The sequence below is a fragment of the Paraburkholderia dinghuensis genome (genome assembly GCF_003837865.1).
In the GTDB taxonomy this organism is placed as follows: Bacteria; Pseudomonadota; Gammaproteobacteria; order Burkholderiales; family Burkholderiaceae; genus Paraburkholderia; species Paraburkholderia dinghuensis.
Genome location: NZ_RQIS01000009.1, coordinates 1 through 23,841, shown reverse-complemented (window position 1 = coordinate 23,841; position 23,841 = coordinate 1). Strand labels below are relative to the sequence as shown.

The following is a 23,841-nucleotide window of genomic DNA, read 5'->3' as shown; positions in this document are numbered from 1 at the left end:
TCGAAATAAAAAGCGCCGCGACTGGCGCGGCGCTTTTTCCATCATGCTACGCGTCATTAGCCGCGTAGTTTAATTCATTCACTTCTCAAGCAGAATGCGCAACATGCGACGCAGCGGCTCTGCGGCACCCCACAGCAGCTGATCGCCGACCGTGAACGCCGACAGGTACTCGCCGCCCATCGCCAGCTTGCGCAGACGGCCGACCGGCACCGTCAGCGTACCCGTCACCACGGCGGGCGACAGATCGCGCATCGACGCTTCGCGCTGGTTCGGCACGACCTTGACCCAGTCGTTGGCCGAAGCGAGGATCCCGTCGATTTCGTCGAGCGGCACGTCCTTCTTCAGCTTGATCGTGAGCGCCTGCGAGTGGCAGCGCATTGCGCCGATGCGCACGCACAGCCCGTCGACAGGGATCGAGCCCGCCTGACCCATGGCCGGCTTGCCGAGGATCTTGTTGGTTTCAGCGCCGCCCTTCCACTCTTCCTTCGACATGCCGTTGCCGAGATCCTTGTCGATCCACGGAATCAGCGAGCCGGCGAGCGGCACGCCGAAGTGGCTGGTCGGCATGGCGTCGCCGTTCATGGTGGCGAGCACCTTGCGGTCGATGTCGAGGATCGCCGACGACGGATTCGCCAGATCGTCCTTGACCGCGCCGTTGAGCGCGCCCATCTGCGAGAGCAGCTCGCGCATGTTTTGCGCGCCCGCGCCCGAGGCGGCCTGGTAGGTCATGGCCGTCATCCAGTCGACGAGGTTCTCGCGGAACAGACCGCCGAGCGCCATCAGCATCAGGCTGACCGTGCAGTTGCCGCCGATGAAGTCCTTCTGGCCCTTGACGAGCGCGTCCTTGATGACGTCGAGGTTGACCGGATCGAGAACGATGACCGCATCGTCCTTCATGCGCAGCGACGACGCCGCATCGATCCAGTAGCCCTTCCAGCCCGCCGCGCGCAGCTTCGGATACACGTCGTTCGTGTAGTCGCCGCCCTGGCACGTGATGATGATGTCGCACTTCTTCAACTCGTCGACGCTGTTCGCGTCCTTGAGCTTTGTCTCGTTTCGGGCGTTCGACGGTGCCGCGCCGCCTGCGTTACTGGTGCTGAAAAACACCGGTTCGATCAGGTCGAAATCACGTTCTTCCTGCATGCGCTGCATCAGCACGCTGCCGACCATGCCGCGCCAACCTACGAGACCTACATTCATGACTTACCCTTGAAATGAACACTTCCCCGCTTCGCTCGCCCGGCGTGGCCGCGCGGGGAAGATGAGCGGGCACGACGAGCGATCAACGAGTGGTGATCGTTTTAATAATCGTTTTCGTGCTAATCGTGGTATTGGCGAGCGAAATCACACGGGCAGTGCCGTGGATTTTCGAAACAGTCTTGATCTGGGGGATCGTCGCCATCGGCACAGTCTACACGAAAACCTTCAATTCGCGCGGTAACGAACCGCATGTTTCGCCATCTACGGCGAGACGTGCGACTCGACACCGCATCTCAATATTCGGATGGGTAGCTCGACGCACCCTTGAAACGCAGCGGGCATGTCCGTGGACATGCCCGCTTTCACACTGCAATTACAGCGCGGCGACCACTGCGTCGCCCATCGCCACCGTGCCGACTTGCTGGCAGCCCGGCGTGAGAATGTCGCCCGTGCGATAGCCTTGTTCGAGCACCTTCTTCACGGCGGCCTCGATGCGGTCAGCCTGTTCGGCCCGGCCAAGCGAATAGCGCAGCATCATCGCGGCCGAGAGGATCGTCGCCAGCGGATTGGCCACGCCCTTGCCGGCGATGTCCGGTGCCGAACCGTGCGACGGCTCGTACAGGCCCTTGTTGTTCTTGTCGAGCGAGGCCGACGGCAGCATGCCGATCGAACCCGTGAGCATCGCGGCTTCGTCCGAGAGAATGTCGCCGAACATGTTGCCCGTGACCACCACGTCGAACGCCTTGGGGGCCTTCACGAGCTGCATCGCCGCGTTGTCGACATACATGTGCGACAGCTCGACTTCCGGATATTCCTTCGAGACATCGATCATGATGTCCTTCCAGAACTGCGACGTCTCCAGCACGTTCGCCTTGTCCACCGACGTGAGCTTCTTCTGGCGCTTTTGCGCCGCCTGGAACGCAACGTGCGCGATGCGGCGCACTTCAGGCTCCGAATAGCGCATCGTGTCGAAGCCTTCGCGCGCGCCCTTGAAGAGGCCATCAGGCGCTTCGCGCGTGCCGCGCGGCTGGCCGAAGTAGATGTCGCCGTTCAGCTCGCGCACGATCAGGATGTCGAGACCCGACACGATCTCGGGCTTGAGCGACGACGCGCCCGTCAACTGCGGATAGCAGATTGCCGGGCGGAAGTTCGCGAACAGCTCCAGATGCTTGCGCAGGCCCAGAATGGCCTGTTCGGGGCGCAGCGCGCGTTCGAGCGAGTCGTACTTCCAGTCGCCCACGGCACCGAACAGGATCGCGTCGGCGGCCTTCGCCAGCGCGAGCGTCGCTTCCGGCAGCGGGTGACCGCTCGCCTCGTAGCCCGCGCCGCCGACCGGCGCCTCTTCCATCTCAAACTTTTCGCCGAGTGCATTCAGCACCTTGACGGCTTCCTTGACGATCTCCGGACCGATGCCGTCGCCCGGCAGCACTGCAATCTTCATCCTGTTTTTCCTCGCGTTATTTCGTTGTTCGCTGGTTCGCGCGCGTCAGTTCAGAGCACGCGGTTGTTCAGCCACGGCTGGCGCACGAGGCGCTCGGCTTCGTACTGGCGGATCTTGTCGGCGTGGCGCAGCGTGAGTGCGATGTCATCGAACCCGTTCAACAGGCAGTAGCGGCGGAACGCTGCCACTTCGAACGGAAACTCCTGTGCGCCATCGGTCGTGCGCACGACCTGCTTGTCGAGATCGATCGTCAGCTGGAAGCCGTTGAACGCGTAGGTCTCGTTGAACAGCTGATCCACTTGCTGCTCGGTCAGCTGAATCGGCAAGAGGCCGTTCTTGAAGCAGTTGTTATAGAAGATGTCCGCGAAGCTCGGCGCGATGATCGCGCGAAAGCCGTACTGCTGAAGCGCCCACGGCGCGTGTTCGCGCGAGCTGCCACAGCCGAAGTTCTTTCGCGCAAGCAGCACCGATGCGCCCTGATAACGCGGCTGGTTCAGCACGAAGTCCGGATTGAGCGGACGCTTCGAGTTGTCCTGACCCGGCTCGCCGTGGTCGAGATAACGCCATTCGTCGAAGGCGTTCGGGCCGAAGCCGGTGCGCTTGATCGACTTGAGGAACTGCTTCGGAATGATCGCGTCCGTGTCCACGTTCTCGCGATCGAGCGGCGCCACTACGCCGGTGTGTACGATGAATTTATCCATGATCCGTGATCCAGAAGGATGCTGGGCGTTCCGGGCCGCGGACGCCGTCCGCGTTGCCCGGCCGCTGCTTCAGGCGCAATTAGAGCGCGCGTTGCACCGTGCGAGCGGAGCTGCTGATGTCCTGGCCAAAACCGGCCACGGTGTTGCAGCCCGTCAGCGCGAGCAGTGCGCCCGCCAGCGAAAGGAGCGCCACACGACGCATAAAAATGCTTGCTTTCATGGCTTTATCCCAATTTGCGAATATCGACGAAATGACCTTCGATGGCCGCCGCAGCAGCCATGGCCGGGCTCACGAGGTGCGTGCGTCCGCCTGCGCCCTGACGGCCCTCGAAATTACGATTCGACGTGGACGCGCAACGCTCGCCCGGCTCCAGCCGGTCGGCGTTCATGGCGAGGCACATCGAGCAGCCCGGCTCGCGCCACTCGAAGCCCGCATCGACGAACACCTTGTCGAGCCCTTCGCGCTCGGCCTGCGCCTTCACGAGACCCGAGCCCGGCACCACCATCGCAAGACGGACGTTCGACGCCACGCGGCGACCGAGCTTCTTCACGACATAAGCGGCGGCGCGGATGTCTTCGATGCGCGCGTTCGTGCACGAACCGATGAAAATCTTGTCCACCTTGATCGACTCGATCGGCGTGTTCGGATCGAGCGCCATGTATTGCAGCGCGCGTTCCATTGCATCGCGCTTGACCGGGTCCTTCTCGCGCTCGGGATCGGGCACGCGGCCATCGACCGAGGTGACCATTTCCGGCGACGTGCCCCACGTGACCTGCGGCACGATTTCAGCGGCGTTCAACTCGACCACGCGATCGAAGTGAGCGCCTTCGTCGGAGCGGAACGTCTTCCAGTATTCGACGGCCTGGTTCCATTCCGCTCCCTGCGGCGAGAACGGACGGTTCTTCAGGTAGTCGACCGTGGTGTCGTCCACGGCGACCATGCCGGCGCGCGCGCCCGCTTCGATCGCCATGTTGCACACGGTCATGCGGCCTTCCATCGTGAGCGCGCGAATCGTCGAGCCGCCGAATTCCATCGCGTAGCCCGTGCCGCCCGCCGTGCCGATCTTGCCGATGATCGCGAGCACGATGTCCTTCGCGGTGCAGCCGCGCGGCAACTGGCCCTCGACCTTCACGAGCATGTTCTTGCTCTTTTTCTGCAAGAGCGTTTGCGTAGCGAGCACGTGCTCGACTTCCGAAGTGCCGATGCCGTGCGCAAGCGCGCCGAACGCGCCGTGCGTGGACGTGTGCGAATCGCCGCAGACGATGGTCATGCCCGGCAGCGTCGCGCCCTGCTCCGGACCGACGATGTGGACGATACCCTGACGCTGGTCGGTCATCTTGAACTGCGTGATGCCGAAGGCGTCGCAGTTTGCGTCGAGCGTGTCGACCTGCAGCTTCGAAACGGGATCGGCGATGCCGTGGCTGCGGTCGGTGGTGGGCACGTTGTGGTCGGAGACCGCCAGGTTTGCGCTGATGCGCCAGACCGGGCGCTCGTGCATCTTCAGACCCTCGAAGGCCTGCGGGCTGGTGACTTCGTGCAGCAGATGACGGTCGATATAGAGAAGCGTCGTGCCGTCGTCTTCCGTGTGGACCACGTGGGAGTCCCACAATTTGTCGTAGAGCGTCTTTGCCATGATATGCGGGGAATGAATGACTGCGGGGCAATACGGTGTTTCGCGATTATGCCACGCGAACCCCGCCCCTTGCTGATTCCACTGGGAAAAACCGATAAAAAACAGTAGGTTGGGTGGTAGTGGCGATACCTGTATCGGTGTTACCCGGCAGGGGTGGCGTGGCCAGTTGCGTTAGAAGCATGGGCTGCGCGCGCGAAGAAACGGACCGGGTATTCCACTCGCTGACGCACAGGCCCGGACGGGAACCGTTCGTTGCGCCTCGCCATGAAAAACACCCCAAAAGCTGGATCGATGCCCAGCTTTTGGGGTGCAGTTCGATCAGCCAGAACCTGCGCGATCAGAACCAGCGCATCCCGCTGAACGGATTCCAGCCGTTGTCGCCCTTCATGGTCTTCAGGTAGTACGAGTAGTTGGTGGTTATTGCGACCAGCATCGCAAGACCGCAGCTGATACCGACATCGAACGCATCAGGAATGTCGATGCCAGTGGCAATCGCAAACACACCTTCCACTATGACCGACGCGGAAATTATCGCAAACCACGTCAAGGTGCGCCGCCACATCCCCAATACGAGCAAGTAGAGCGGGCCAAAAAAGAAACCGACCCAGTTAATACCGATCAGAAGTCTCTTCCCGGTCGGAAGGTTTTTGTACGCAGCCTTGAACTCCGGCGAGGAAGGCTCGCCGTATTGCTCGAAGAACTCGAAACGCTCACGCCATTTCGGCTTCAGATTGGATGGCAGAGCAGAAGTGGTGAGACGGTCAGACATTGAAATCCTCTCGGTCATGTGATTGGTCTTCACTCTGTATCGATATAAGAAGGGTAGCCATGGCGCAGGGACATCTTCCTTGTTTGCAGCGTCGGAAAGTTGCACATCATCAGCACACCTGAAATTGACGAGACATTTCTGATGCGTCCAGGCTTCGTTGTCACGCAGGTGTATCGGGCACACGCGACAAGGCACGCCGCTGCAACAAGATGAGTAGTCCGCCGAGGATGCTGCCGATGGGGATGGTTAGCCACCAGCCAACGACAAGCAGCGACAGGACAGTAAGGCCGATATTGCCGAACGTTAGTTCAAAAATACTAAACATTCTGTGTGGATCGCCTTTACCGACGACCCGCGATAAATTGCTCGCGATGAGCATCAATTCCAGCGTGAGCCAATGCGCGAAAATCACGGCAACTGCGCCTGCCAACATACCGCGCCACACTTTTAAATGGCGTCGTCGTATCACCATCAGGAACCATGTCAGCATGCCGGACACGAGCGAGGAAACCGCCGCCACGAGTGCAAACGCGATTTCGCTCACGTCCAGGTCTTGACTCGAACCGGGACGAAGACCGAATACGAGACCGCCCATCACGCCGAAAGGAAGACACAGCAACCCCATCGAGAGGCTTTGTTTTACGGATTTTTTCATTGGCTTTCACGCCATGCCGATCAAAACCGCGCCATAACTTGCAGGCTTGTCTAGCCGCGATTGCGACGCTGGATTAACCGTAACGCGCTATCTCTCATGTCCGGCCAGTTTTCCGTTGCCCTGATTCCATCAGGATGTCCGGCTCGCGCCGCTGCATCAAACAACGCCCCTGCCCGCTCCAGATCGGCGGCCGAACCATGCTTTATCGCCGAGTAATGTAGTTCGATAGCCAGGTGGTAGCTGGCCTCGACATCCCCAACCTGCACCTGCCGCTCAAGCATCGCGCGGTGCTCGACCGCCGCCTTTTCCGCTTCCGCTGCGTAATCACGGATTCCGGTCTTGGCGGTCGCAGCCTGATCCAGGATGGCAAGCACCGTACCCCCGACTGTCTGTTCGGCATCGGACGGCGACTTCTCCTTTAGATGAGACACGCGTATGCGACACCCACCGAACTCCGCCGCCCGGATGGCTTCGGTCTTGCTGGAATCCGTCGAGTAAAAAACGATCTCCTGGCGCGCTTCGTCATAGTGGACGACAAGATCTCTTTTCCCGCCTGCCATACCGTTCCAACCCTCAACATACGCCTGCCCGCAAAACGTCGGTCGACCCACGCGTGTTCAACTAACTGGCAACGTAAAACGAAAAGACCATCGTTATAGATAGCCAATTAATGCGTAGTTTGCGGGCCTCAAATGCGCACGCTCCGGCCGAACTCCGGAGCCGCGCACATAAAATGCCACCATTACTCGGCCAGGTTCGCGTCGGTAGCCGTTGGCTGCTCGATCTGGCGCCAGTTCACATTACGCGTGATGTACATCACCGCCGCAAGCGCCGCGAAGATCAGCAACGAACCGATCATCAACGACCAGGCCTCAAGACTGAGCAACACGTAAAGCACGACATACAGGGCAGAAAGCATTGCGGCGATCACTATCGAGCGTCGCCAGCTTTTCAGAATCGCAGCCGAATAACAGGAAAGCAACGCGACGATCGCCCCACTGGCCACCAGATAGGCCAGCGAGAAACCAATCACCTCGGCGAAAGCGAGTAGCAACACGAAGAACAGAATCAGCCCCACGCCCACCAGCAGATAGGCTGGCCCCGGCACGTTCACGCCGAACAGGATGTCGAACATCAGAAGTGCGACAAAGGTGAAACCGATGAACAAAAAGCCATATTTCGCCGCACGGCTCACCTGACTGTAGAAATCCACGGTGTCGATCAATGCCACGCTCACCTGGGCATCACTGTTCGGCTGCTGCTCCCCGATCGACACCGTTGGCCGGTTGAGGGCGAGATTCCCGATTTGCCAGTCTGCTTCGAAGCCTTGCGGCGTCACCTTGCGAGACGCGGGCAGGAAGCCGCCAAGGAAACTCGGATTGGGCCAGACGGACGACACATGCCACCGGGTGTCCTGCGCGGACGGCACGACCGTGATCGTGTCGTGGCCGCGCAGCTGGAAGCTGATGTCGAACGGTAGTGGCAATCCCCGAGCGGGCGCAACGGGAAGCATGGCACTAAAGCCGTTACCCGAATTCTGATTCAGACCCGAACCGGGAATCAGCGGTAGCGTCTTTCCGTTCACCGCGACATTGGGCTGGGAACCCGCCAATCCGCGAGAATTGTCGATTCCCAATGCAATCCGCATCTGATCAAAGTGCACCCAGCCTGGGTCGATATTGAGCGCGGCGAGATCGGGCAACGTGAAGCCACCCTGCATGTGCATATTGGCGGTATAGATCACCGCCTCGTAGATCGATACCTTGCGCAATTCCGGATCGAGGCGCGTATCGATCGCCACCTGCGTCGGCGAGACGACCAGTGACTCATCGTTGAGTTTCTGGCGTGTGACTGTTTTGCCGGCCTCGGTCGAGGTAACCTGTTCCACGCGGGTGAACGGGATGATGAGAAATGGGCCGGACACCGTCTGCCGGTCACCCCAGCCCGCGACAATCCCCGCCCTGGCCGTATCCGATTGCGACTGCCGATCATAGACAAGCAGATAAACCGAGAAAAGCGGCACGGCAAGCAACGCGCCCAACAGCACGATAAGGCCAAATTTGAAAGCCGGTGTCCGCGCTGGGTTCATATTTCTAACAACTTCTGTCATTGCCTGCCTCGAATCGGTTGCCTCTGCGTGAAAACGCAGGTTACAGGATGCCAACACCCACAGCGTTAAGCAGGAAACCGAAAATCTTGTGAGCAATGCAGGTCGTTTGCGTTTGCTCAATGCGCCAGATCATTTTTTTCAGGATAACTGCGTTAAATATGCGCTAGCCCAGCAAACTACTTCGCAATTTCTTGCCTGTCTCGATCAGGATCGGATATGCGTTATTGCCGGTCCATGTAGCTGGCAATAATCAGGGCCGAGAATATTCGCAGAGATTTTGAACGACACAAAGCGCTGCACGAAGTTTGCGCGTCGACACATTCTGGATTGGCTCAAAGGAGCGAAGGGTTGCCTGGAAAAGACCCCGAGGAAGCAGGGCGTGCATGTCTGCGGCATAACGCGTGTTCCAACCTATGACGAAACGAAACGGTAGACGTCGATATATTGCACGGTTCGCTGGATCAGTCTTGCCGCTGCTGCTGGTCTTGCAGTTTGCGAAGGCGGATGAACCGGTTCGCCCTCTGGCACAACGACTAACCGATGCCGCGATGAACGCGCCGGCCTCGGCGCAACCAGATGGCTCCCTTTATGGCATGACTCGCTGGAATGCTTCAACGCAGGGAACATTCCTTGGCGTGAAATTCCCCGGAATGCTTTCGTGTGCCTATACAGTAAGCGCGATCCTGCGTGAGGCAGGGTATCCGGTCGGCCGGCTGGCATCGGTTCGTCAGGTTGACTCAGCTTTGTCCGGATGGACAAAGATTTCCGAGCCCAACGCCCTGCAACCAGGGGACGTGGTGTTCTGGAAGCCGCGACGCGTACCTGTGTTAGGCAGCCTATGCGGTACGACTCACTGGCATGTCGGCATCTCTACGGGCGGCAACCGTACCGTGGATAACGATTTGTGGTCAGGCCAACCCCGGCCCAATACCGTGAGCCGGGTTTGCTCTGTTTTCGCCTACGCGCGTCGACCGGACGAGCATGACCGCTCCGCAAAATAATGATGATGCGAGCTTGCGTCGAGATGGCACGTGAGAATTCACCGATGCATGGAGCGCGTCGTGCACGTTTCATCGGTTTTGTGGAATAAGCAGGCGTCATCACCTGACGATCGCGCCGGGTGCCGCGCTGTGCGCTGCGGAAACCAGTGCCTGCAACCTTCGGGCGATTCGACAACGCGCGATTTTGAATTACATTCCGCCACGCATCCAGCTAACCGGCCTTACGATATTTCGACTCAAATCGTTGGCTGAACCGTTCGACCAGCGCGCGATTGTCTCGCTGCCACGGATGAAACCCTGGCCGGAACCATGCAAACCAGTGCGGCAACATTCGCGTAAGCGGCCCCGGACTGATGAACAGAACGCGCAGCAGACGCAACCATCCCCGTATATCGGTGGCGCGCCTGTCGTGCCTCACCAGCTGGAACGTCATCTGCCATTGAAGCATCGAGAAGATCACGGTGACGAACAGCATCGCCGCGCAACGCAGCGCGTACCGGCGCAGCGGTTTGCGCATCACCGCGGTCAGAACGTCGAATGCGACAGCCTTGTGCTCGGTTTCCTCCAGTGCATGCCAGAACCAGATGTCGGCCATCGCAGGATCGGCACCGTCGAGACCGCGCGGCTCGCTCAGGAGTTGGTCAGCGAACATGGCCGTGAAATGTTCGAGGCAGGTCGTAATGGCGAGACGCACAATCGGCGGCAGATAACGGCGCGCAAACTCCTGTTGTGCGGCGCCGCTGCGTTCGATGTGCTCGACGGGCGCCCCCTGCGCCTGAAGGCGACGGTTGTAACGCACATGCTCGCGCGTGTGTATCGCCTCCTGCGCGATGAATTCCGTCACGGCATACGCAAGTTCCGCATCGGCACTAATGCGGCTGCGATAGTGCTGCACGGTTTCTATGAACGCGCGCTCCCCCTCTGGAAACATGATCGACATCGCGTCATAAAAACGCGTGAGATGACAATCTCCGCCGAGCCAGTGCGTGGGGATCGGTGCGCCCATGCCGAAATCAATATCGCGCCGATGGAAACGCATGGCGAGCCGTGAAGTCATCGGACTCGTTGCCTTATGGACTGTCACGATCCGGCACGGGCGATGGAACGACCGAACCAGCCCGCGCGAAGCGCAGGGTGGCCAATCCATGCAACGGCAGAAGCGCAAGCGCGATCACGCCTGGTGGATCGCTTAGTCCGAAGGCCAGCGGCAACACCACGATCCCCGCGCACCCGAGCGCGATCCAGCATGGCAGCCCCCACGCACGTCCGTCCGACATGCCGCCCAGCGCCAGCGTCGAGGCAAAGATCAGCGCAAAGAATACGGACTGGCCCCACGCGGGCCAGGTGCCGTCGCGATGAACATAGTAGGCGGCAACGCAGAAGAGCAGCAGACCGCCTGTACCGATCGCAATGTCCGGCAGGGTCTTGCGGTACGCGTCATTCTCGATGCGCGGCACGCGCAGCCCCGCATAGCGCAGCAGCGGCACGACGTTGGCCCAGAGCGGATTTGTCGATGGCGTTGGGCGAGCCACGCCGTAATGCACAGGGACGCCCGGCAGTTCCGGCTGGAATGAGCCGAACAGTTTGTCCCAGAGGAGAAACGTGCCGCCGAAATTCCGGTCGCGATACTCGCGGTTTTGCCCGTGATGCACGCGATGGTGAGCCGGCGTGATAAAGAAGCGTTCGAGCCACCCCGAGCGCGCGACGATGCTGTTGTGGTTGTAGAACTGCACCGTGTAGTGAAGCGTCGACACCGCGATGAACACCGGCAACGGCACGCCAATAAGCGCGAGCGGAATCGACGTGAACGGCAGCGTCGTCAGTGACGAGATCCACGCGTTACGAATGCCGAGCGAAAGATTGAAGTGCTCGCCTTCGTGATGCACCACATGCACGCTCCACAAAACGGGAAGCACGTGATGTATCCGGTGCATCCAGTAGAAACCGAGATCCCACGCGAACAGTGCGAAACCCCACAACACGAGCGTTGGCCAAGTTTCGGCCCAGTGCAGGCTGGCATGCGCGACGACCCATGCATAGACGGCGATTTCGACGCCGCGAAAGAGCCACATCAGTATGTGGCCGGAGCCGAGATTCAGCACCACATCGCGCCATGGGATAGGACGGCCGCTCCACATCCTCGCTGCAAACAGTTCGGCTAGCACGAAGGCAAGCATGCCGAGTAACGGAAGGGCCATTGCATTCACGGATGAAACTCCGGACTGTTATCGAATTCGGATTGAGTGCCGGTTGCACCGGCGCGGCGTGTGACAAGGCACGCGCAGACAGCGCCGAGCAATACGCCTGCGCCGAGATCAATGGAAAGATGGCGCCGTGCCGCAACAATCGACCACATGACGGCAAGCCCCCACACGACAACGAAGGCACTGCGCCACGGCCGGTCCCGCTGCCACAGTGCGACCACACAGAGCAACGTGAGCGCGCCGTGCAGCGATGGCAGGCAGTTCTGCGGCGAGTCGAATCGGGTGAGCAGCGTCAGCACGATGGCGCTCGCCGTCCCGGATGGACTGGTGGGGTAGACCAGCGTCGTCGGCCACGCCACGAAGACGGTGGCGGCCACCACCGCCGACAGCTGCATCGCGCGGGTGACCGGCCTGAGCCGCTCTGGCGCAGCGCATAGATAAGCGGCAGGGACAAGAATGAAGAACGACAGGTACAGCCAGATCGCTGACGCGTCGAACGGCACGAGCAGATCGAGCGTGTTTTCATGCAGGATGTGCGGAACGCCGGACGTTATCCGGCCAACCGCGTAGCACAGGCCGACGGTGCCCCAACCCGCCAACATCATCGTCATGCGCGCGCGCAATGGAACCTGCGTGACGGCGTAGTTCATCAAAGATCCTCGCGTCGCACGATGCGTCGCCGCTTGGCGCCGAAATCGACGTGCGGCAGCGTCGAACTCAACGTCCAGACAAGTTGCGATGTTTCTACGCCCTGACGCGCGAGAAAATGGTCGAGATGCGTTTTGCAGGTGTCGAGTCCTTCGTGCAGCCCCTCAACGTAAAGCGCGAGATGTGCCCTGCCCGTCTGCACCAGCCGATAGTCGGCGGCGAGTGGCAGCACCTGCGCGATCGCACGCGAAAGTCCGTCTGCAAATACGTCGACCATGCGTCCATCGTGTCCGGGCAGACGGAGAAGATCGTCGCAACGCCCCTCGATCCGCTCGAGCGCCATCTCGTGACAGCCGCACGGGCAAGGGTCGGCGCGCTTCACCAGGATATCGTCCAGCCGGTAGCGAACGATCGGCTGCGTGGTGCGTGTGAAATCGGTGATCAACGGCACGAAGCGGTGTTCATCCAGCCATTGCGGTTCAATATGGATATGCGCCTCGTTCAGATGCAGCGTCCCGTGCGAACACGTCGAACCGAGAAAACCTTCGGTTGCCTGATAGACCTCGCCTACAGGTCCGAGTGACCGGGCAAGGAATTCACGATCGAACGGTTCCAGTACCTCCGCGCCTGAGATGACCTTGCGTGGCTGGATTGCGAGCTGGCCCGCCAGGGTCGCCTCGGCCAGTGCACGCAACGCCTGCGCCGGGCCGACCACGATCGTGGGCGCGTATCGTTCAAGGCGCTCGAATTGCTGCGCGAACGGCGACATCAGGTCGAAGAACTCGAACGTGAGCCACGGGCTGCGCACGGCGGAATAAAGATTGTTGTTCGCACGCAGAAACAAAGCCACGCGCTCGCCGGCGAAGAGTCCACCCGGCAGCAGCCGTGCCAGCATTACCCCGGCCCACTTCGCCTGTTCGGTAGGGCTTACCACGAACACCCCGCGCGAGCCGGAAGTGCCGGATGAAAGTCCGACGCTGTAGCCCTTGACCGTCTGCGAGAAATCGCGCGTGCGCTCGGCTTGCAGCGCACACTCCAGCACGTCAGCGAGCTTGAGTTGCGCGGTGTTGATCCGGTCGAAGTGCTCCATCATCAGCGCTTTTGTCATCGTCGGCCATGTGTGGAGCGGCTGTCCGACGTAAGGCGCGAAGTAAGGGCTGCGCACGAGTCGCGTCGAAGCGAATTCGCGCAACCTGCGCTGCTGATGATGCTCGAGCGCCGCTCGACTCTCGAATCTGAGCTGTTTCGCCTTCCAGTAAGAGTAGAGCACGTTCACGAGGCGGATCACAGGTCACCCTCATGCGTCAGCTGGATGCTCACGCTTCCGCGTCGGTATAGCTGGTTCAGTTTGCGAATCGTTTCGTAGTACTGACGCGAATCGTCCATGATGAAGTTAGCGAGCCGTGACGGACCAACCAGTTCGCGATAGCTCGTTGGCGACCAGGCGGCATCGGATGCGAGCAGAACCCAACCCCTTTCGGTTGCGACGAACGCGCCCAGATGACCCGCAGCATGCCCAGGCAGTTCGACGATCAGCAACTCACCGCTCGCGCCCGGTGCCGCGTAGGCGTGCGTAAACGGCGCGAGTTCAGCGGGCAGTTCGACCTGATCGAAACGCTCGACCGCCGTCACCGACGACTCAAAATCCGGTGGAATAAGACCAGGCACGAATGCCTTGCGCAACGCGCCAATGCCGCGCAGCGATCGCGTAGCAGCCCAACCGGTGCCGGACAACCAGGTTGGTGCACCCTGCAGATCGCGCAATCCAGCGATGTGGTCGCCGTGAAAGTGCGACAGAATCACGGCGTTGAGATCCCGAGCATGTATGCCGCGCTCGTGCAGCTGCTTTACGATCGCCTCCCGTTCGTCGAAGTGCACGGGCGTCACACGCCGGTACCATGCGAACACGCCGCTGCGCGTGCTGTCGATGAAATGCGATGCATAACCCGTGTCCCATAGCCAGCGGCCGCGGGCTGTTTCGATCAGGTACGCACGGGCGGGAAAGCGGCAGGTGTTCATACCGGCGCCGCGCAGCGCCATACACGCCGCGTGCGTACAGTATCCGGCCTCAAAGACCGTAATCGTCGCCATGCGCCTTTATCCACTGAACGGTTGAATCGATTCCGTCCGCAAGCGACACAATCGGCCGATAGCCAAGCACACGCCGCGCTTCTTCGATGTCGAGTGTCATGTCGTACTGCAACGCACCGATGCTGTAGCGCGTGAACGCCGGTTCCCGTCCAGTCAGGGCGGCGCCGGACTGCATGACGCGCGCTGCGGCATCCAGAAAGGCGTACGGCAGACCCACGAACCGGAAAGGAATCCTAAGCGGCCTAAGCATTGCCTCAAGAATGTCGCGCAGGATCGCCGGCTCGCCATTTGTGATGTTGAACGCCTCGCCACTGGGAAGGTTCTCCCGCATCGTCGCGAGTTGCATCGCGTGCACGACGTTGTCGACATACGTCAGGTCGAGCCTGGCGTCACCTCCGCGCGGCAGCGGCAAGCGGCCACCCCGCTCTCGCAGGACCCGCAGGATGCGTGGAATCAACACCCGGTCGTGCGGACCGAAAATGCCGCGTGGCCTCAACATAACGAACGTGGTCGCGCAATGCTGGGCAGCGATGGCGCGAATCGCCTCCTCAGCCTGCGCTTTCGTGTTCGCATAGTGGTTGACGTAGCGCGCTGGGCGAAACGTCTCTGGGATGCCCATGCGATGCCGGTAGTCGAAATAGAGTGACGGCGTCGAGATGTGGACGAACCGGCGCACGCCGCTCCGCACAGCCGCATGCGCGAGCCGCGTAGTCGCAACCACGTTTGCCGCGTAGAAGTCGTCGCAGCGGCCCCACGGAGAGGACAACGCGGCGCAATGCCAGACGTTATCGACGCCATCGAGCAGACGGTCGAACTCGCCCTCCCGCGCGGTCGCGAGGTCCGCCGGAAGAAATTCGACGCCTTGCGCCCGTAGTGCCGCGCCCGCGCGCAGGTTTCGCCCGGTGCCACGCACAGCCTGTTGCCGCGCAGCGAGAAACGTCACGGCGTTTTTGCCGAGCCCGCTTGTGGCTCCTGTCACAAGCGTCGTCATAGCTTGAGGATCATGCCGCCGACTGTCACGCCCGCTGCGGTACCGATCAGCATCATGCGCCGACCGGGCGCGGCCTGCCCCGATACGAACGCCTCGTGTAGCGCAGTCGGGATGGAAGCCGCAACCTGGTTGCCGTGCGTTGCGTAGATATCAACAATCTTTTCCGACGGCACGCGCAAACGCTCGGCAACGTGACGCATGCCCAGATGACTCGCCTGGTGCGGCAGGATCGCATCGACATCGTCGAGCGACAGGTGTGCCTCGCCCAGCAGGTCCTCGAGCAGGCTGTCCATCACGCTCGCCGCGAGTTTGAAGACACGCTTGCCGTCCATCTGGAACAGGAAGTCCGACTCGCACGCGCCGAGGCGCGGATTGCGCAGCGTCCCCGCGCGGATCTCGCAGTAGGTCTTGCCTTCGGGATAGGTCCGGAGCTGATAGCCCTCGATGCCGCGTGTGCCATCGCCACGCTCGACGACCACAGCGGCTGCCCCGTCCCCGAAAATCAGCGAAGACTCGGCGCTGTTCCAGTCGACGCCCCGCGACGCCAGGTCCGAAGAGACGATCGCAATACGCCGGTACGTCGATGCATTGAGCAGGCATGCCGCGACATGCAAAGCGACGGGAAAACTGAAACAACTCGCGTTGACGTCGAGTCCGGGTGTACCGGGCCGCAACCCGGCATGGTCGAGAACGAGCGCCGAAGTCGACGGCAACGACTGCTCCTGCACACCCGAGGCGGAGATCAGCAGATCGATCGAGTCGGGCTCGATTTTGCCGCGCGCGAGGGCGTCATGCAGCGCCTTTGCAGCGATAACCGACTGACTCTCGTGGTTGTGGGCGTGAAAGCGGTACTCAATACCGGAGCGCTTCTGCACCCAGCCAGCGGGTTTCGACAACCGCACGTCGAGTTCAGCCGAAGAAATCTTGCGCCCCGGGAGGACCTTTCCGGACGACAGGATCGTGACGGGCAGGATGGACGGTTTTGTTGTACTAATCATTCTGAGTGTCGGGCCGTTTGCCCATCGATTCGAGAAAACGGCGCTGCGCGTCCAGGAGTTCTCGGTAGCGCAGGCAGCGGTATGGCAGGCCGTGGCGCTTCGCCAGTCTCTCCACGATTGATGCGAGTTCGGGGTAGTGCCGGTGGCTGAACATCGGGAAGAGATGATGAGTCAGGTGAAGATTTAGCCCGCCGAGGCAGCCATTGAGCACGTGCGGACGCGCGGCCCAGTCGCAACAGGTCAGGAAAGCATGCTCTTCCCGCGTGTGGGGCAACGGTGCACCGTCGCTAACGTCGTAGAAGTGGGTATCGGCCCAGTGTGTGCCAAGGATCAGCATCACCACCAGACAGGACGCCGCCATCTGACCCAGCACATACGCGGCAATTACCGGCCCATACCCCGTTGACGGGGCGACCACGACGAGCGGCAAAATCAGAAACAGGCCGAGGTGGGCCAGCTTCGAGCCCACAAACTTCAACCACCCGCCCAAACCCGGCAACAATCGGTCCTTCGCGAGCGGCGTCAACCCGAGCCGATCCGACCAGTCGAAAATCCAGGCGATATACGGCATCGAAAGCCCGGCGACGAGCGGCCAGTAATACTGCTGGAAGCGAAACTGTGGATACCACGCCTGAAACGGTGTCTGGCGCAGAAACCGGTTCGCTTCCGTGTCGAGATCGTGGTGTTCGATATTCGCATTCGGATGGTGATAGCGAACATGACGCACTTTCCAGTACACCGGTTCGATGCCGAGCGGAAGCGTGACGACTCGCATCGCGATGCCATTCAGTGTTCTCGAAGGAAAAAGCGCGCCGTGCGCGGCGTCATGCGACACATTCACAGAAAGCAGCACGGCCGACACGTAAAAACCAACGTAGACGCAAACGAAGACGACGCCGCTCGTCGATCTCAGGGACACGAAAAACAGTACGAGAGCCAAAATGCCGAACATCACGGCCTTGAGCGCAGTCACAGTGTTGCCATAACGATGATCTGCGCGCCCTTTTAGATAGGCTCCTGCTTCCACACGAAGCTCATCGGCGAAGGAGGAATGTCGTGACGTCAGGAACGCCGGCTTGATGAGGAGTTCTTGCTGCATGGACTTGTTGAGTCTTGCTTTACTGCCGTGCTTAAGTGATGCCCGCTTTGTTCGTGACCACATGGCTGTTTCCGAAGTTGTCGGCTTCGGTTACGAATGTCTTTGCGTGAGCGTTCACCACACGAATCGATCCGCCACGAGTTTCGTAGGGAATGTGCCTGCGGCTTGTGCTGTTGACTGTATGCATCGACAGCATCGGGAAAGATCGCGGCACGCGGCCGCTGTTCCGCATTTTCGGTGAATGGTGAGGTCTCGAAGTTGTTTCTCCGCGAGATCGACCATCATGCAGTTCACCAGATATCCCCTGACAATATTCGGTTATGCGATATCAGCATATGTTGCCCGCGGAGGCAATCTGACCGGTCCTAAAATTGCCATTCATTCACAAAATATTTGAGTGAGCAATATCGGTTGGTTGATAATTCGCATCCCAAAAAACACGATTTATTTATGGATAGTTATCCTCCATAATTTCCATCCCAATGGACACCCCGCGAAATCCGACTACATGGTCGTGAACGAAAATCCAGCCGCCTCCCCCATGATGGCTGCACATCAAGGTCTTGCGCACAGGCTGAAATTACTCTCAACGCGCGACGAGACACGATCCGCACGCGCGGTTTTCGATGCGACCCTGTATGGCTCTAGCGGCAAGAGTGTGAACGCGTGTTCTGGGTGAACGACGCCTCGCGTGTGAAGGTGAATTGATATAGGCCAGCGGAGCGCGCTCGCCGCGTGGCCGTCGGTCGCAAACGCCCGCGATTCCGCTCGGGGAGGTGCAGTCCCTTGAGCTAATAAATGTGCAATATCATGAATTTTCTCAAGCCCGTGTCTCGTTCGCGTTCACCAAGCCAAACAGAGCACCCATCGTCAGTCCGGCCGTCGGCGGCACCGCCGATGCGACTCGCTGGATTCGTGTTTATCTCGCTGCTCGCGCTTGCGGGCTGCTCGGACAAGGATGTCTCTGTGGAGCCGCCTCCGGCCGCTCAGGCACCGGAACCGTGCGATGCATCGCACGCATGCGACCTTCCCAAGGACGATCCAGACCGGCGGTCAATCCTGGATGCCGTCCGCAGGCTCGAAGCAGCCAAGTGGGACGGAAAGCTTGAGTTTCTGGTACGCAGACTCATCAAGGACGGCGATGCCGCATATCTGTGCGCACTGTTCCAGGTAAGCGGACAACTGAGCCGTACCGATGAAGACTTCGATGTCGGTATGTGGGGGTTACGAAAGCAGGCAGATGGATGGCACGCCGTCGCTGTGGGTGAAGGGCTTGCCGAGAAACTTTCCCAAGTCGGTTGCCGCGTTTCGGGTCGCGACATTACCGCACGCAACGACATAATTGCCGCGATCGCCAACGCTCAGCAGTCCGCTGTGGCCGCACGGGGAAATTCGCCGCAGGCGTCAAGGGTCAACGCTTCGGCCCCCGCCGAATATCCGGCTGCGATCGATCGCGTCTTCAACATAATCCGAAAACATCACCTGACCTCACTGCCAGCCGAATGTATGGAGACACGCGTCTCAGGTGAAACCACGCAGAGCTATTCGGTCGACGTTTTCGAGCACCACGACGCCAAATGCGGCGGTGATCCAGCTACGTCACCCCGTTTGTTCTCGTTCGAGGTAAACCGGGCGACTGGAGCAATGCAAACGGACGCACTAGATATCGCGAACGGGGAAATGCAGCCCATCGAATAATCCGAATGCAATGAGCAAACATTTATCACAATGCCGCTGAGTCGCCCCTAAGCGGCAGCTACTCGGGCCCTAGCAAGTTTTTCGCAAACGACTGCTGCGACGTGGCAAGCCCAGATCCACGCGACACACCACGACCAATCTCTGCGGATCCGGCTTTATCTCCCATGAACCGATTCCAGCATATCGTGAACACCGAAAGTCATCATCGCCAGAAAGGCCAGTAACGCCAGATAATAGAACGCGTAGGACAGTTTCACGGAAACCGCCAGCGCGTAGTAGCGCACATTTTCCGGAGCCCGTGGATTGTGATTCCACGCCTGCTTCAATTGCGGAAGCGCAAGGATAGCCATTACGACGAGGAGCGGACTCGGGTGATAGAAGAAAAGACCGATCAACACGGGAACGCCGGCAAACCAGATGCGTGGCGACAGGACAGCGGTAATCCGGCCTCCATCGAATGGCGACAACGGGATCAGATTGAACAGATTTAAAAAGAATCCCGAATAGGCCAGCGCAAGCATCAAGTTACTGTCGTACCGGCGCGCAAGAAAGTAACAGGCGACTGCGCCGAGCGTACCCGCGAGTGGTCCCGCAAGACCGACATAAGCCTCGGTCTCGGCATCGTGCGGTATATCCTTCAACTGAATCCACGCACCGACGAAAGGAACAAAAGTCGGCATACCGACGTTGAGTCCCCGTCGCCGGGCCGCCAGATAATGACCCGACTCATGCACCAGCAGTAGCAGGACGAACCCAACGGCATATCGCCAGCCATAAAACATCGCGTACACGGCAATCGACAACAACATCGTGCCGGTGGTCGTGAGGATCTTCCCGAACTTCAGACCACCGATCAGCAGTAGAAACAGTTTCGTCACAATGCACCGGTCACTTTCGTTCTGGTAACTCAGTTGACGACGAAGTGGTCGTTTCGCTCTGCGCCAGCTGTTTGTACTCTTCGGGTAACGATGTGGACTCGTGCGTCGCCGCTGGCGAGGCATCAGCCTTCGGCTTGCGTGAGAACAGACGCTTGAGCCCCGCACCGAACGCAATGAGGGCGACTATCCCAACCTTGAAGAACTTCGCCGCGAATGCCGCGATGATCGCCAGCAACCCGAGTTTTTTCGCCGCCACACCCGCAATCAGCGCGCCAAGACCATAGGCCGCGAGTTTGTCTGTTCCAGCCTTGTAGTCGGTGTAACGCTCGCCGTCGTCGAATTCCGTCATGGCCAGGACTTGTGGCATATCGGCACGAACGTTGGCAAGCTGGTCCATCGGGGCCACGGCGTTCAGCGACAGGTAGCCCTTGCGACCAAGCACACGGATCCCATAGTTCAGGGTACCGGCCGACAGCGAACCGTCTTCCTTCTTGACCGCCAGGTCACTCGCCCAGTACAGCTTGTGGGCCTTGGCATCGTAGTGAGGCGGTTCGGCCCAGCCCCGGAGTTCGAGAGCCGGATAGCCTTCCTTGACCCGTTCCGCGTTGGAATCCCGCGTGCCTTTTTGCATGTCCCGCAACATTTCGTCGTAGTCGATTTTATGTGCGTCTTCATCCGACACATATCCGTCGTTGACAAAGTACACAATCACGGCCCAGGCATCCTGCTTGAGCACAACGTGCGGGTCCGTGCCAGGCAAGATCATGCCCAGCACGTCCTTGTCAGGCGGATTATTCCAAAGATCCGTGAGCACACGCTGCGCATCCTTTGCTTCAAGATAGCTGTAGCTGGTACCCATCTTCAGTGTTGCATTCGCCGGCGCAATATGGACGTTCCCCGTGATCGGGTGCAGCGACGCCACAAATTGCTCTGCTGTCATTTCTGTGCCGGCATTCGCATCATCAGACGCTGACCATGCTGGCGATGCGAACACGAAAAGTGCTGCAATCGCAAGCACTGGTACCCATAGTTTTCGGACCATAAATTTCCTCCAATATCCAGAGTAGTTGGCAATTACGCCGCCAAATTCGCCGCCTTCGAGATTTTGTACGCTTTGCTGAAAACCAACGTAACACGCAGCGGACGCTCGCGATCGCACTACCTCGAATGACGATGCCATCGCGTGGTTTCATTTCCGATCTCGGAAATGATCCTTCACCACCAAAAAATACTTCTAAGCATTTTGCATTCCGCGATCCGTGGCATTCTCCACGCATCTCAATTATTTGACATTCCTCGAAGGGTCGGCAATATTACATTTCCATTAATCTGGCATACTAAATTTGCACCCGACATTTATTCCAGCGCAGACCATGGTGTGTTCGTGCGCCCACAAAATCGAAAAGAGCCAGATCTCGTGCGCGATCTACCCGGCACAGAAAAATGAGATTTATCCGCCTGAATGACACGCGAATCGCCGCCGAGGGTCACTCCAAACGGTCAGGGCGATCTGTTCAACAACCTTTGAGTCGCATCAAGAGAGTCAGCAGGGCACAAATCCGAGATATTCCCGGGATGCGCGCATCGCTGCGCAACCAAATCTTGACCGTGGCTACTGTCAATGGTCGTTCTTGCCCTGGACATATCTCCGTTGCGGCAAGCGCCTGGAAGACACGATGCTGACCGTCAAGTCTAGCTGTAGATGATGACTATTGCTGTATGACTCCGCGCTGGAAGTTCATAGCGATTAATAACTCTCTGAATTTCTATTAGCAGAAGAATATACTATGCACCATAGATATACCGGACGCATCGGTCCACTCTCACCAAAGCATCTGCTGTTCGTCGGCGTTCCGGTGATCATCGTTTTGGCCGGTCTATACGCACTGTTCATTCGCTATAACCCTTTCATCTATTTTTCTATTGTGGCCACGTTGTTGTTTGGCGTTTGCATTGGCCCTATCACCGAATCCTTCGGCAAAGCTTGTCACTCACGTTCCGTCGCATTTGATCTGGCTAGCGCGCTTGTTCTCGGGATTTTTGCTTTATGGGTGTCGTGGCTGATCTGGATAGCACTATCGTCTGAGAATGGCGTGGATCAATCCATGGAGATGGTTCGCGCAACGCCAACCGAGTGGTACGGCTTTCTGGATTGGCTGGCACACCACCGATATGAAACCGTCAGCCGCTATTTCGGTGCAGGCAGTAAATCCGCTCCCACGACGCCGACGGAGTTTGCCCTGAAGTGGAGCATCAAGGCAATCCTCATTGTCGGAATAGCATTGTTGACTTCCTCGATGAGCTTCCGTGACCGTGTCTACTCCGAGAAAATGAAACGTTGGGCTGTGCAACGTCTAAAAATCGAGATCAGTGGAATCGTCGACACGCCGGACAAGTTGCGTATTGCCCTCGAGCACGGAGATTTTTCGGTATTGGACGCTGCAGTTCCGTATTTTGCCCCCGCAATCAATGCGAATGGCGAAGAACGCAAGTGTTATGAAATCACACTGATTGATGACCCCGATGATCCTCAATTGCGTGTGATTGATCTGATGTCGGTTGAACACTACACGAATGCCAAAGGAAAAAACGTACGGCTTCGGTTGTCAATAAAGTACTCATGCCAGCACTGATTTACGACGAACTGGTCGCACGTCTCACGCCTTCGGATTCGAAAGATCTGGTTTCGCCAACCTGACGTCAGGTTGGCAGGATGTCCGGGCGTCGAAACATCGAAGACTATGAAGTGAAACACTCCAGGATACTCACGCAAGCGCCGCCCTCATCGCCCGGCATCGAACCCACCCTTGCGTTCGTCGATGTATTCGCGTGTATGCGAGGCAAAGTTCGAGTACCCGATTTGGATACCCGTGGATTGGTGGTAGTGTTTTTGCAACCTCCGGCTGCACATACCGTATGAGCTTGATGTCCATCAAGACGCATTTCCCTTGTTGTTTGAGATGGCGTCGAATCGCTTCAGCATAGGTATCGTATTCGGCAGAGTCCCGGGTAATCTGCAAGCCAATCTTCTGCTAATCGTTTAGTAGGTCGCCCCACTTTTTCGAACTACAAAAAAGCATAATTTCACGACGAATTCCAATAATTAGTAGCGTGAATTTATTTTATTACTGATGTTCAAATCATTTTACATTTACACAACCCATGAAAAGAAATCTTCTTCCCGCACTGCTCCTCGCAACGCTCGGACTCGCGTCGTTCGTGGCTCACGCGGAAGGTGAATGCGACCGGTACAAAAGCGCTTATGACCAAACCTATTGTTTCTCGAAGTTGTTTCTCGAATCGGACAAGGAGCTGAATCAGGCTTACGGTGATCTGAGCAAGGTCATCAAAGCGGACGTGCAGAAGCGGCTCAAGAGCACGGAAATGGCATGGATACAGTATCGTGACGCATCCTGCTCGCAAGAGGGCACGATCGACGTAGCCTGTAACTATCGCGTGAATCGCGAACGTACTGAATACCTGCGCGACCGTTTGCGTGAATGCAAAGCCGGCACCTGCCGCGACGAGGAAATCGCGAAGCAGTCATGGCGCTGATTCACCGTACGGCAACCGCCGTCTGGTGCCGTGTGCTGCTTGCTGCGTGGCTGGCATGTCTAACGGCCGTACATGCCGGCACTGTATTGACCCAGTGAAAACCTGCTCAAGTCATAATTGAAGGAACGTGGCGATGAGCGTGAAGATGGAAGAAGACATCAAGCGATG

General features: G+C 58.9%; 23 protein-coding genes. 4 read left to right on the top strand and 19 right to left on the bottom strand.

Going from position 1 to position 23,841, the window contains the following annotated elements:
- Nucleotides 1–78 precede the first annotated feature (78 nt).
- The 9 genes from asd to creD all read right to left on the bottom strand — a co-directional run bounded on the left by asd (nt 79) and on the right by creD (nt 8,630).
- The gene (asd, locus tag D1Y85_RS13555) at nt 79–1,200 is read right to left on the bottom strand and encodes an aspartate-semialdehyde dehydrogenase (protein WP_124151582.1); all 1,122 of its coding nucleotides are present in this window, start codon (nt 1,198–1,200) and stop codon (nt 79–81) included.
- Between the two features lie 373 nt (nt 1,201–1,573).
- Complete coding sequence (leuB, locus tag D1Y85_RS13550; protein ID WP_124151581.1) at nt 1,574–2,641, bottom strand: 3-isopropylmalate dehydrogenase; 1,068 nt, start codon at nt 2,639–2,641, stop codon at nt 1,574–1,576.
- Between the two features lie 50 nt (nt 2,642–2,691).
- The gene (leuD, locus tag D1Y85_RS13545; RefSeq protein ID WP_124151580.1) at nt 2,692–3,342 is read right to left on the bottom strand and encodes a 3-isopropylmalate dehydratase small subunit; all 651 of its coding nucleotides are present in this window, start codon (nt 3,340–3,342) and stop codon (nt 2,692–2,694) included.
- A gap of 79 nt (nt 3,343–3,421) precedes the next feature.
- A complete protein-coding gene (locus D1Y85_RS13540; protein ID WP_124151579.1) occupies nt 3,422–3,562 on the bottom strand; it encodes a lipoprotein in 141 nt (46 codons plus the stop codon).
- Between the two features lie 4 nt (nt 3,563–3,566).
- Complete coding sequence (gene leuC / locus D1Y85_RS13535; protein ID WP_124151578.1) at nt 3,567–4,976, bottom strand: 3-isopropylmalate dehydratase large subunit; 1,410 nt, start codon at nt 4,974–4,976, stop codon at nt 3,567–3,569.
- 337 nt (nt 4,977–5,313) lie between these two features.
- On the bottom strand, nt 5,314–5,778 hold the full coding sequence (locus D1Y85_RS13530) for a DUF2628 domain-containing protein (RefSeq protein WP_221410287.1): 465 nt from the start codon (nt 5,776–5,778) through the stop codon (nt 5,314–5,316).
- Nucleotides 5,779–5,905: 127 nt separating this feature from the next.
- The gene (locus tag D1Y85_RS13525; RefSeq protein ID WP_124151577.1) at nt 5,906–6,400 is read right to left on the bottom strand and encodes a hypothetical protein; all 495 of its coding nucleotides are present in this window, start codon (nt 6,398–6,400) and stop codon (nt 5,906–5,908) included.
- Between the two features lie 50 nt (nt 6,401–6,450).
- Nucleotides 6,451–6,960, bottom strand: a complete 510-nt coding sequence (locus D1Y85_RS13520) for a hypothetical protein (protein ID WP_124151576.1) — start codon at nt 6,958–6,960, stop codon at nt 6,451–6,453.
- A 182-nt stretch (nt 6,961–7,142) separates the two neighbouring features.
- Nucleotides 7,143–8,630 carry a cell envelope integrity protein CreD gene (gene creD / locus D1Y85_RS13515; RefSeq protein WP_221410286.1) on the bottom strand — a complete coding sequence of 496 codons (1,488 nt, stop codon included), beginning with the start codon at nt 8,628–8,630 and terminating at the stop codon, nt 7,143–7,145.
- 347 nt (nt 8,631–8,977) lie between these two features.
- Here creD and D1Y85_RS13510 point away from each other — a divergent pair, with 347 nt between their 5' ends.
- A complete protein-coding gene (locus tag D1Y85_RS13510; protein ID WP_124151575.1) occupies nt 8,978–9,511 on the top strand; it encodes an NlpC/P60 family protein in 534 nt (177 codons plus the stop codon).
- 211 nt (nt 9,512–9,722) lie between these two features.
- On the opposite strand, the gene D1Y85_RS13505 is transcribed toward D1Y85_RS13510, so the two are convergent.
- The 8 genes from D1Y85_RS13505 to D1Y85_RS13470 are packed head-to-tail and all read right to left on the bottom strand — an operon-like array spanning nt 9,723 to nt 17,605.
- A complete protein-coding gene (locus tag D1Y85_RS13505) occupies nt 9,723–10,568 on the bottom strand; it encodes a metal-dependent hydrolase (RefSeq protein ID WP_221410285.1) in 846 nt (281 codons plus the stop codon).
- Nucleotides 10,569–10,581: 13 nt separating this feature from the next.
- On the bottom strand, nt 10,582–11,709 hold the full coding sequence (locus D1Y85_RS13500) for a sterol desaturase family protein (RefSeq protein ID WP_246024911.1): 1,128 nt from the start codon (nt 11,707–11,709) through the stop codon (nt 10,582–10,584).
- 5 nt (nt 11,710–11,714) lie between these two features.
- Nucleotides 11,715–12,365, bottom strand: a complete 651-nt coding sequence (locus D1Y85_RS13495; RefSeq protein ID WP_246024906.1) for a phosphatase PAP2 family protein — start codon at nt 12,363–12,365, stop codon at nt 11,715–11,717.
- On the bottom strand, nt 12,365–13,651 hold the full coding sequence (locus D1Y85_RS13490; RefSeq protein WP_124151573.1) for a F390 synthetase-related protein: 1,287 nt from the start codon (nt 13,649–13,651) through the stop codon (nt 12,365–12,367). Before D1Y85_RS13490 ends, D1Y85_RS13495 begins: the two co-directional genes overlap by 1 nt.
- Nucleotides 13,648–14,454, bottom strand: coding sequence for an MBL fold metallo-hydrolase (locus D1Y85_RS13485; protein WP_124151572.1), 807 nt, complete (start codon nt 14,452–14,454; stop codon nt 13,648–13,650). The genes D1Y85_RS13490 and D1Y85_RS13485 overlap by 4 nt, the downstream gene beginning before the upstream one ends.
- On the bottom strand, nt 14,432–15,445 hold the full coding sequence (locus D1Y85_RS13480; RefSeq protein WP_124151571.1) for an NAD-dependent epimerase/dehydratase family protein: 1,014 nt from the start codon (nt 15,443–15,445) through the stop codon (nt 14,432–14,434). Before D1Y85_RS13480 ends, D1Y85_RS13485 begins: the two co-directional genes overlap by 23 nt.
- Nucleotides 15,442–16,443, bottom strand: a complete 1,002-nt coding sequence (locus D1Y85_RS13475; RefSeq protein ID WP_124151570.1) for a 3-oxoacyl-[acyl-carrier-protein] synthase III C-terminal domain-containing protein — start codon at nt 16,441–16,443, stop codon at nt 15,442–15,444. Before D1Y85_RS13475 ends, D1Y85_RS13480 begins: the two co-directional genes overlap by 4 nt.
- On the bottom strand, nt 16,436–17,605 hold the full coding sequence (locus D1Y85_RS13470) for a fatty acid desaturase family protein (protein ID WP_246024905.1): 1,170 nt from the start codon (nt 17,603–17,605) through the stop codon (nt 16,436–16,438). The genes D1Y85_RS13475 and D1Y85_RS13470 overlap by 8 nt, the downstream gene beginning before the upstream one ends.
- A 747-nt stretch (nt 17,606–18,352) precedes the next feature.
- Between D1Y85_RS13470 and D1Y85_RS13465 the strand changes: the two genes are divergently transcribed.
- On the top strand, nt 18,353–19,240 hold the full coding sequence (locus D1Y85_RS13465; RefSeq protein ID WP_124151569.1) for a hypothetical protein: 888 nt from the start codon (nt 18,353–18,355) through the stop codon (nt 19,238–19,240).
- Nucleotides 19,241–19,395: 155 nt separating this feature from the next.
- Here the strand turns inward: D1Y85_RS13465 and D1Y85_RS13460 are convergent, their stop codons facing one another.
- Nucleotides 19,396–20,118 carry a site-2 protease family protein gene (locus D1Y85_RS13460; RefSeq protein ID WP_124151568.1) on the bottom strand — a complete coding sequence of 241 codons (723 nt, stop codon included), beginning with the start codon at nt 20,116–20,118 and terminating at the stop codon, nt 19,396–19,398.
- 10 nt (nt 20,119–20,128) lie between these two features.
- Nucleotides 20,129–21,298, bottom strand: a complete 1,170-nt coding sequence (locus D1Y85_RS13455) for a DUF2167 domain-containing protein (RefSeq protein WP_221410284.1) — start codon at nt 21,296–21,298, stop codon at nt 20,129–20,131.
- A gap of 607 nt (nt 21,299–21,905) precedes the next feature.
- Between D1Y85_RS13455 and D1Y85_RS13450 the strand changes: the two genes are divergently transcribed.
- Nucleotides 21,906–22,751, top strand: a complete 846-nt coding sequence (locus D1Y85_RS13450; RefSeq protein ID WP_124151567.1) for a hypothetical protein — start codon at nt 21,906–21,908, stop codon at nt 22,749–22,751.
- A 529-nt stretch (nt 22,752–23,280) separates the two neighbouring features.
- Nucleotides 23,281–23,673 carry a lysozyme inhibitor LprI family protein gene (locus D1Y85_RS13445; RefSeq protein ID WP_124151566.1) on the top strand — a complete coding sequence of 131 codons (393 nt, stop codon included), beginning with the start codon at nt 23,281–23,283 and terminating at the stop codon, nt 23,671–23,673.
- Nucleotides 23,674–23,841: the final 168 nt, after the last annotated feature.

Coding starts and splice junctions, on each gene's coding strand:
- D1Y85_RS13465 (WP_124151569.1), top strand. CDS start 18,353: ATGAATTTTCTCAAGCCCGTGTCTCGTTCGCGTTCACCAAGCCAAACA.
- D1Y85_RS13485 (WP_124151572.1), bottom strand. CDS start 14,454: ATGGCGACGATTACGGTCTTTGAGGCCGGATACTGTACGCACGCGGCG.
- D1Y85_RS13525 (WP_124151577.1), bottom strand. CDS start 6,400: ATGAAAAAATCCGTAAAACAAAGCCTCTCGATGGGGTTGCTGTGTCTT.
- D1Y85_RS13470 (WP_246024905.1), bottom strand. CDS start 17,605: ATGTGGTCACGAACAAAGCGGGCATCACTTAAGCACGGCAGTAAAGCA.
- D1Y85_RS13505 (WP_221410285.1), bottom strand. CDS start 10,568: ATGACTTCACGGCTCGCCATGCGTTTCCATCGGCGCGATATTGATTTC.
- D1Y85_RS13450 (WP_124151567.1), top strand. CDS start 21,906: ATGCACCATAGATATACCGGACGCATCGGTCCACTCTCACCAAAGCAT.
- D1Y85_RS13520 (WP_124151576.1), bottom strand. CDS start 6,960: ATGGCAGGCGGGAAAAGAGATCTTGTCGTCCACTATGACGAAGCGCGC.
- asd (WP_124151582.1), bottom strand. CDS start 1,200: ATGAATGTAGGTCTCGTAGGTTGGCGCGGCATGGTCGGCAGCGTGCTG.
- D1Y85_RS13455 (WP_221410284.1), bottom strand. CDS start 21,298: ATGGCATCGTCATTCGAGGTAGTGCGATCGCGAGCGTCCGCTGCGTGT.
- D1Y85_RS13445 (WP_124151566.1), top strand. CDS start 23,281: ATGAAAAGAAATCTTCTTCCCGCACTGCTCCTCGCAACGCTCGGACTC.
- D1Y85_RS13540 (WP_124151579.1), bottom strand. CDS start 3,562: ATGAAAGCAAGCATTTTTATGCGTCGTGTGGCGCTCCTTTCGCTGGCG.
- D1Y85_RS13500 (WP_246024911.1), bottom strand. CDS start 11,709: ATGGCCCTTCCGTTACTCGGCATGCTTGCCTTCGTGCTAGCCGAACTG.
- D1Y85_RS13475 (WP_124151570.1), bottom strand. CDS start 16,443: ATGATTAGTACAACAAAACCGTCCATCCTGCCCGTCACGATCCTGTCG.
- leuD (WP_124151580.1), bottom strand. CDS start 3,342: ATGGATAAATTCATCGTACACACCGGCGTAGTGGCGCCGCTCGATCGC.
- leuB (WP_124151581.1), bottom strand. CDS start 2,641: ATGAAGATTGCAGTGCTGCCGGGCGACGGCATCGGTCCGGAGATCGTC.
- leuC (WP_124151578.1), bottom strand. CDS start 4,976: ATGGCAAAGACGCTCTACGACAAATTGTGGGACTCCCACGTGGTCCAC.
- D1Y85_RS13480 (WP_124151571.1), bottom strand. CDS start 15,445: ATGACGACGCTTGTGACAGGAGCCACAAGCGGGCTCGGCAAAAACGCC.
- D1Y85_RS13495 (WP_246024906.1), bottom strand. CDS start 12,365: ATGAACTACGCCGTCACGCAGGTTCCATTGCGCGCGCGCATGACGATG.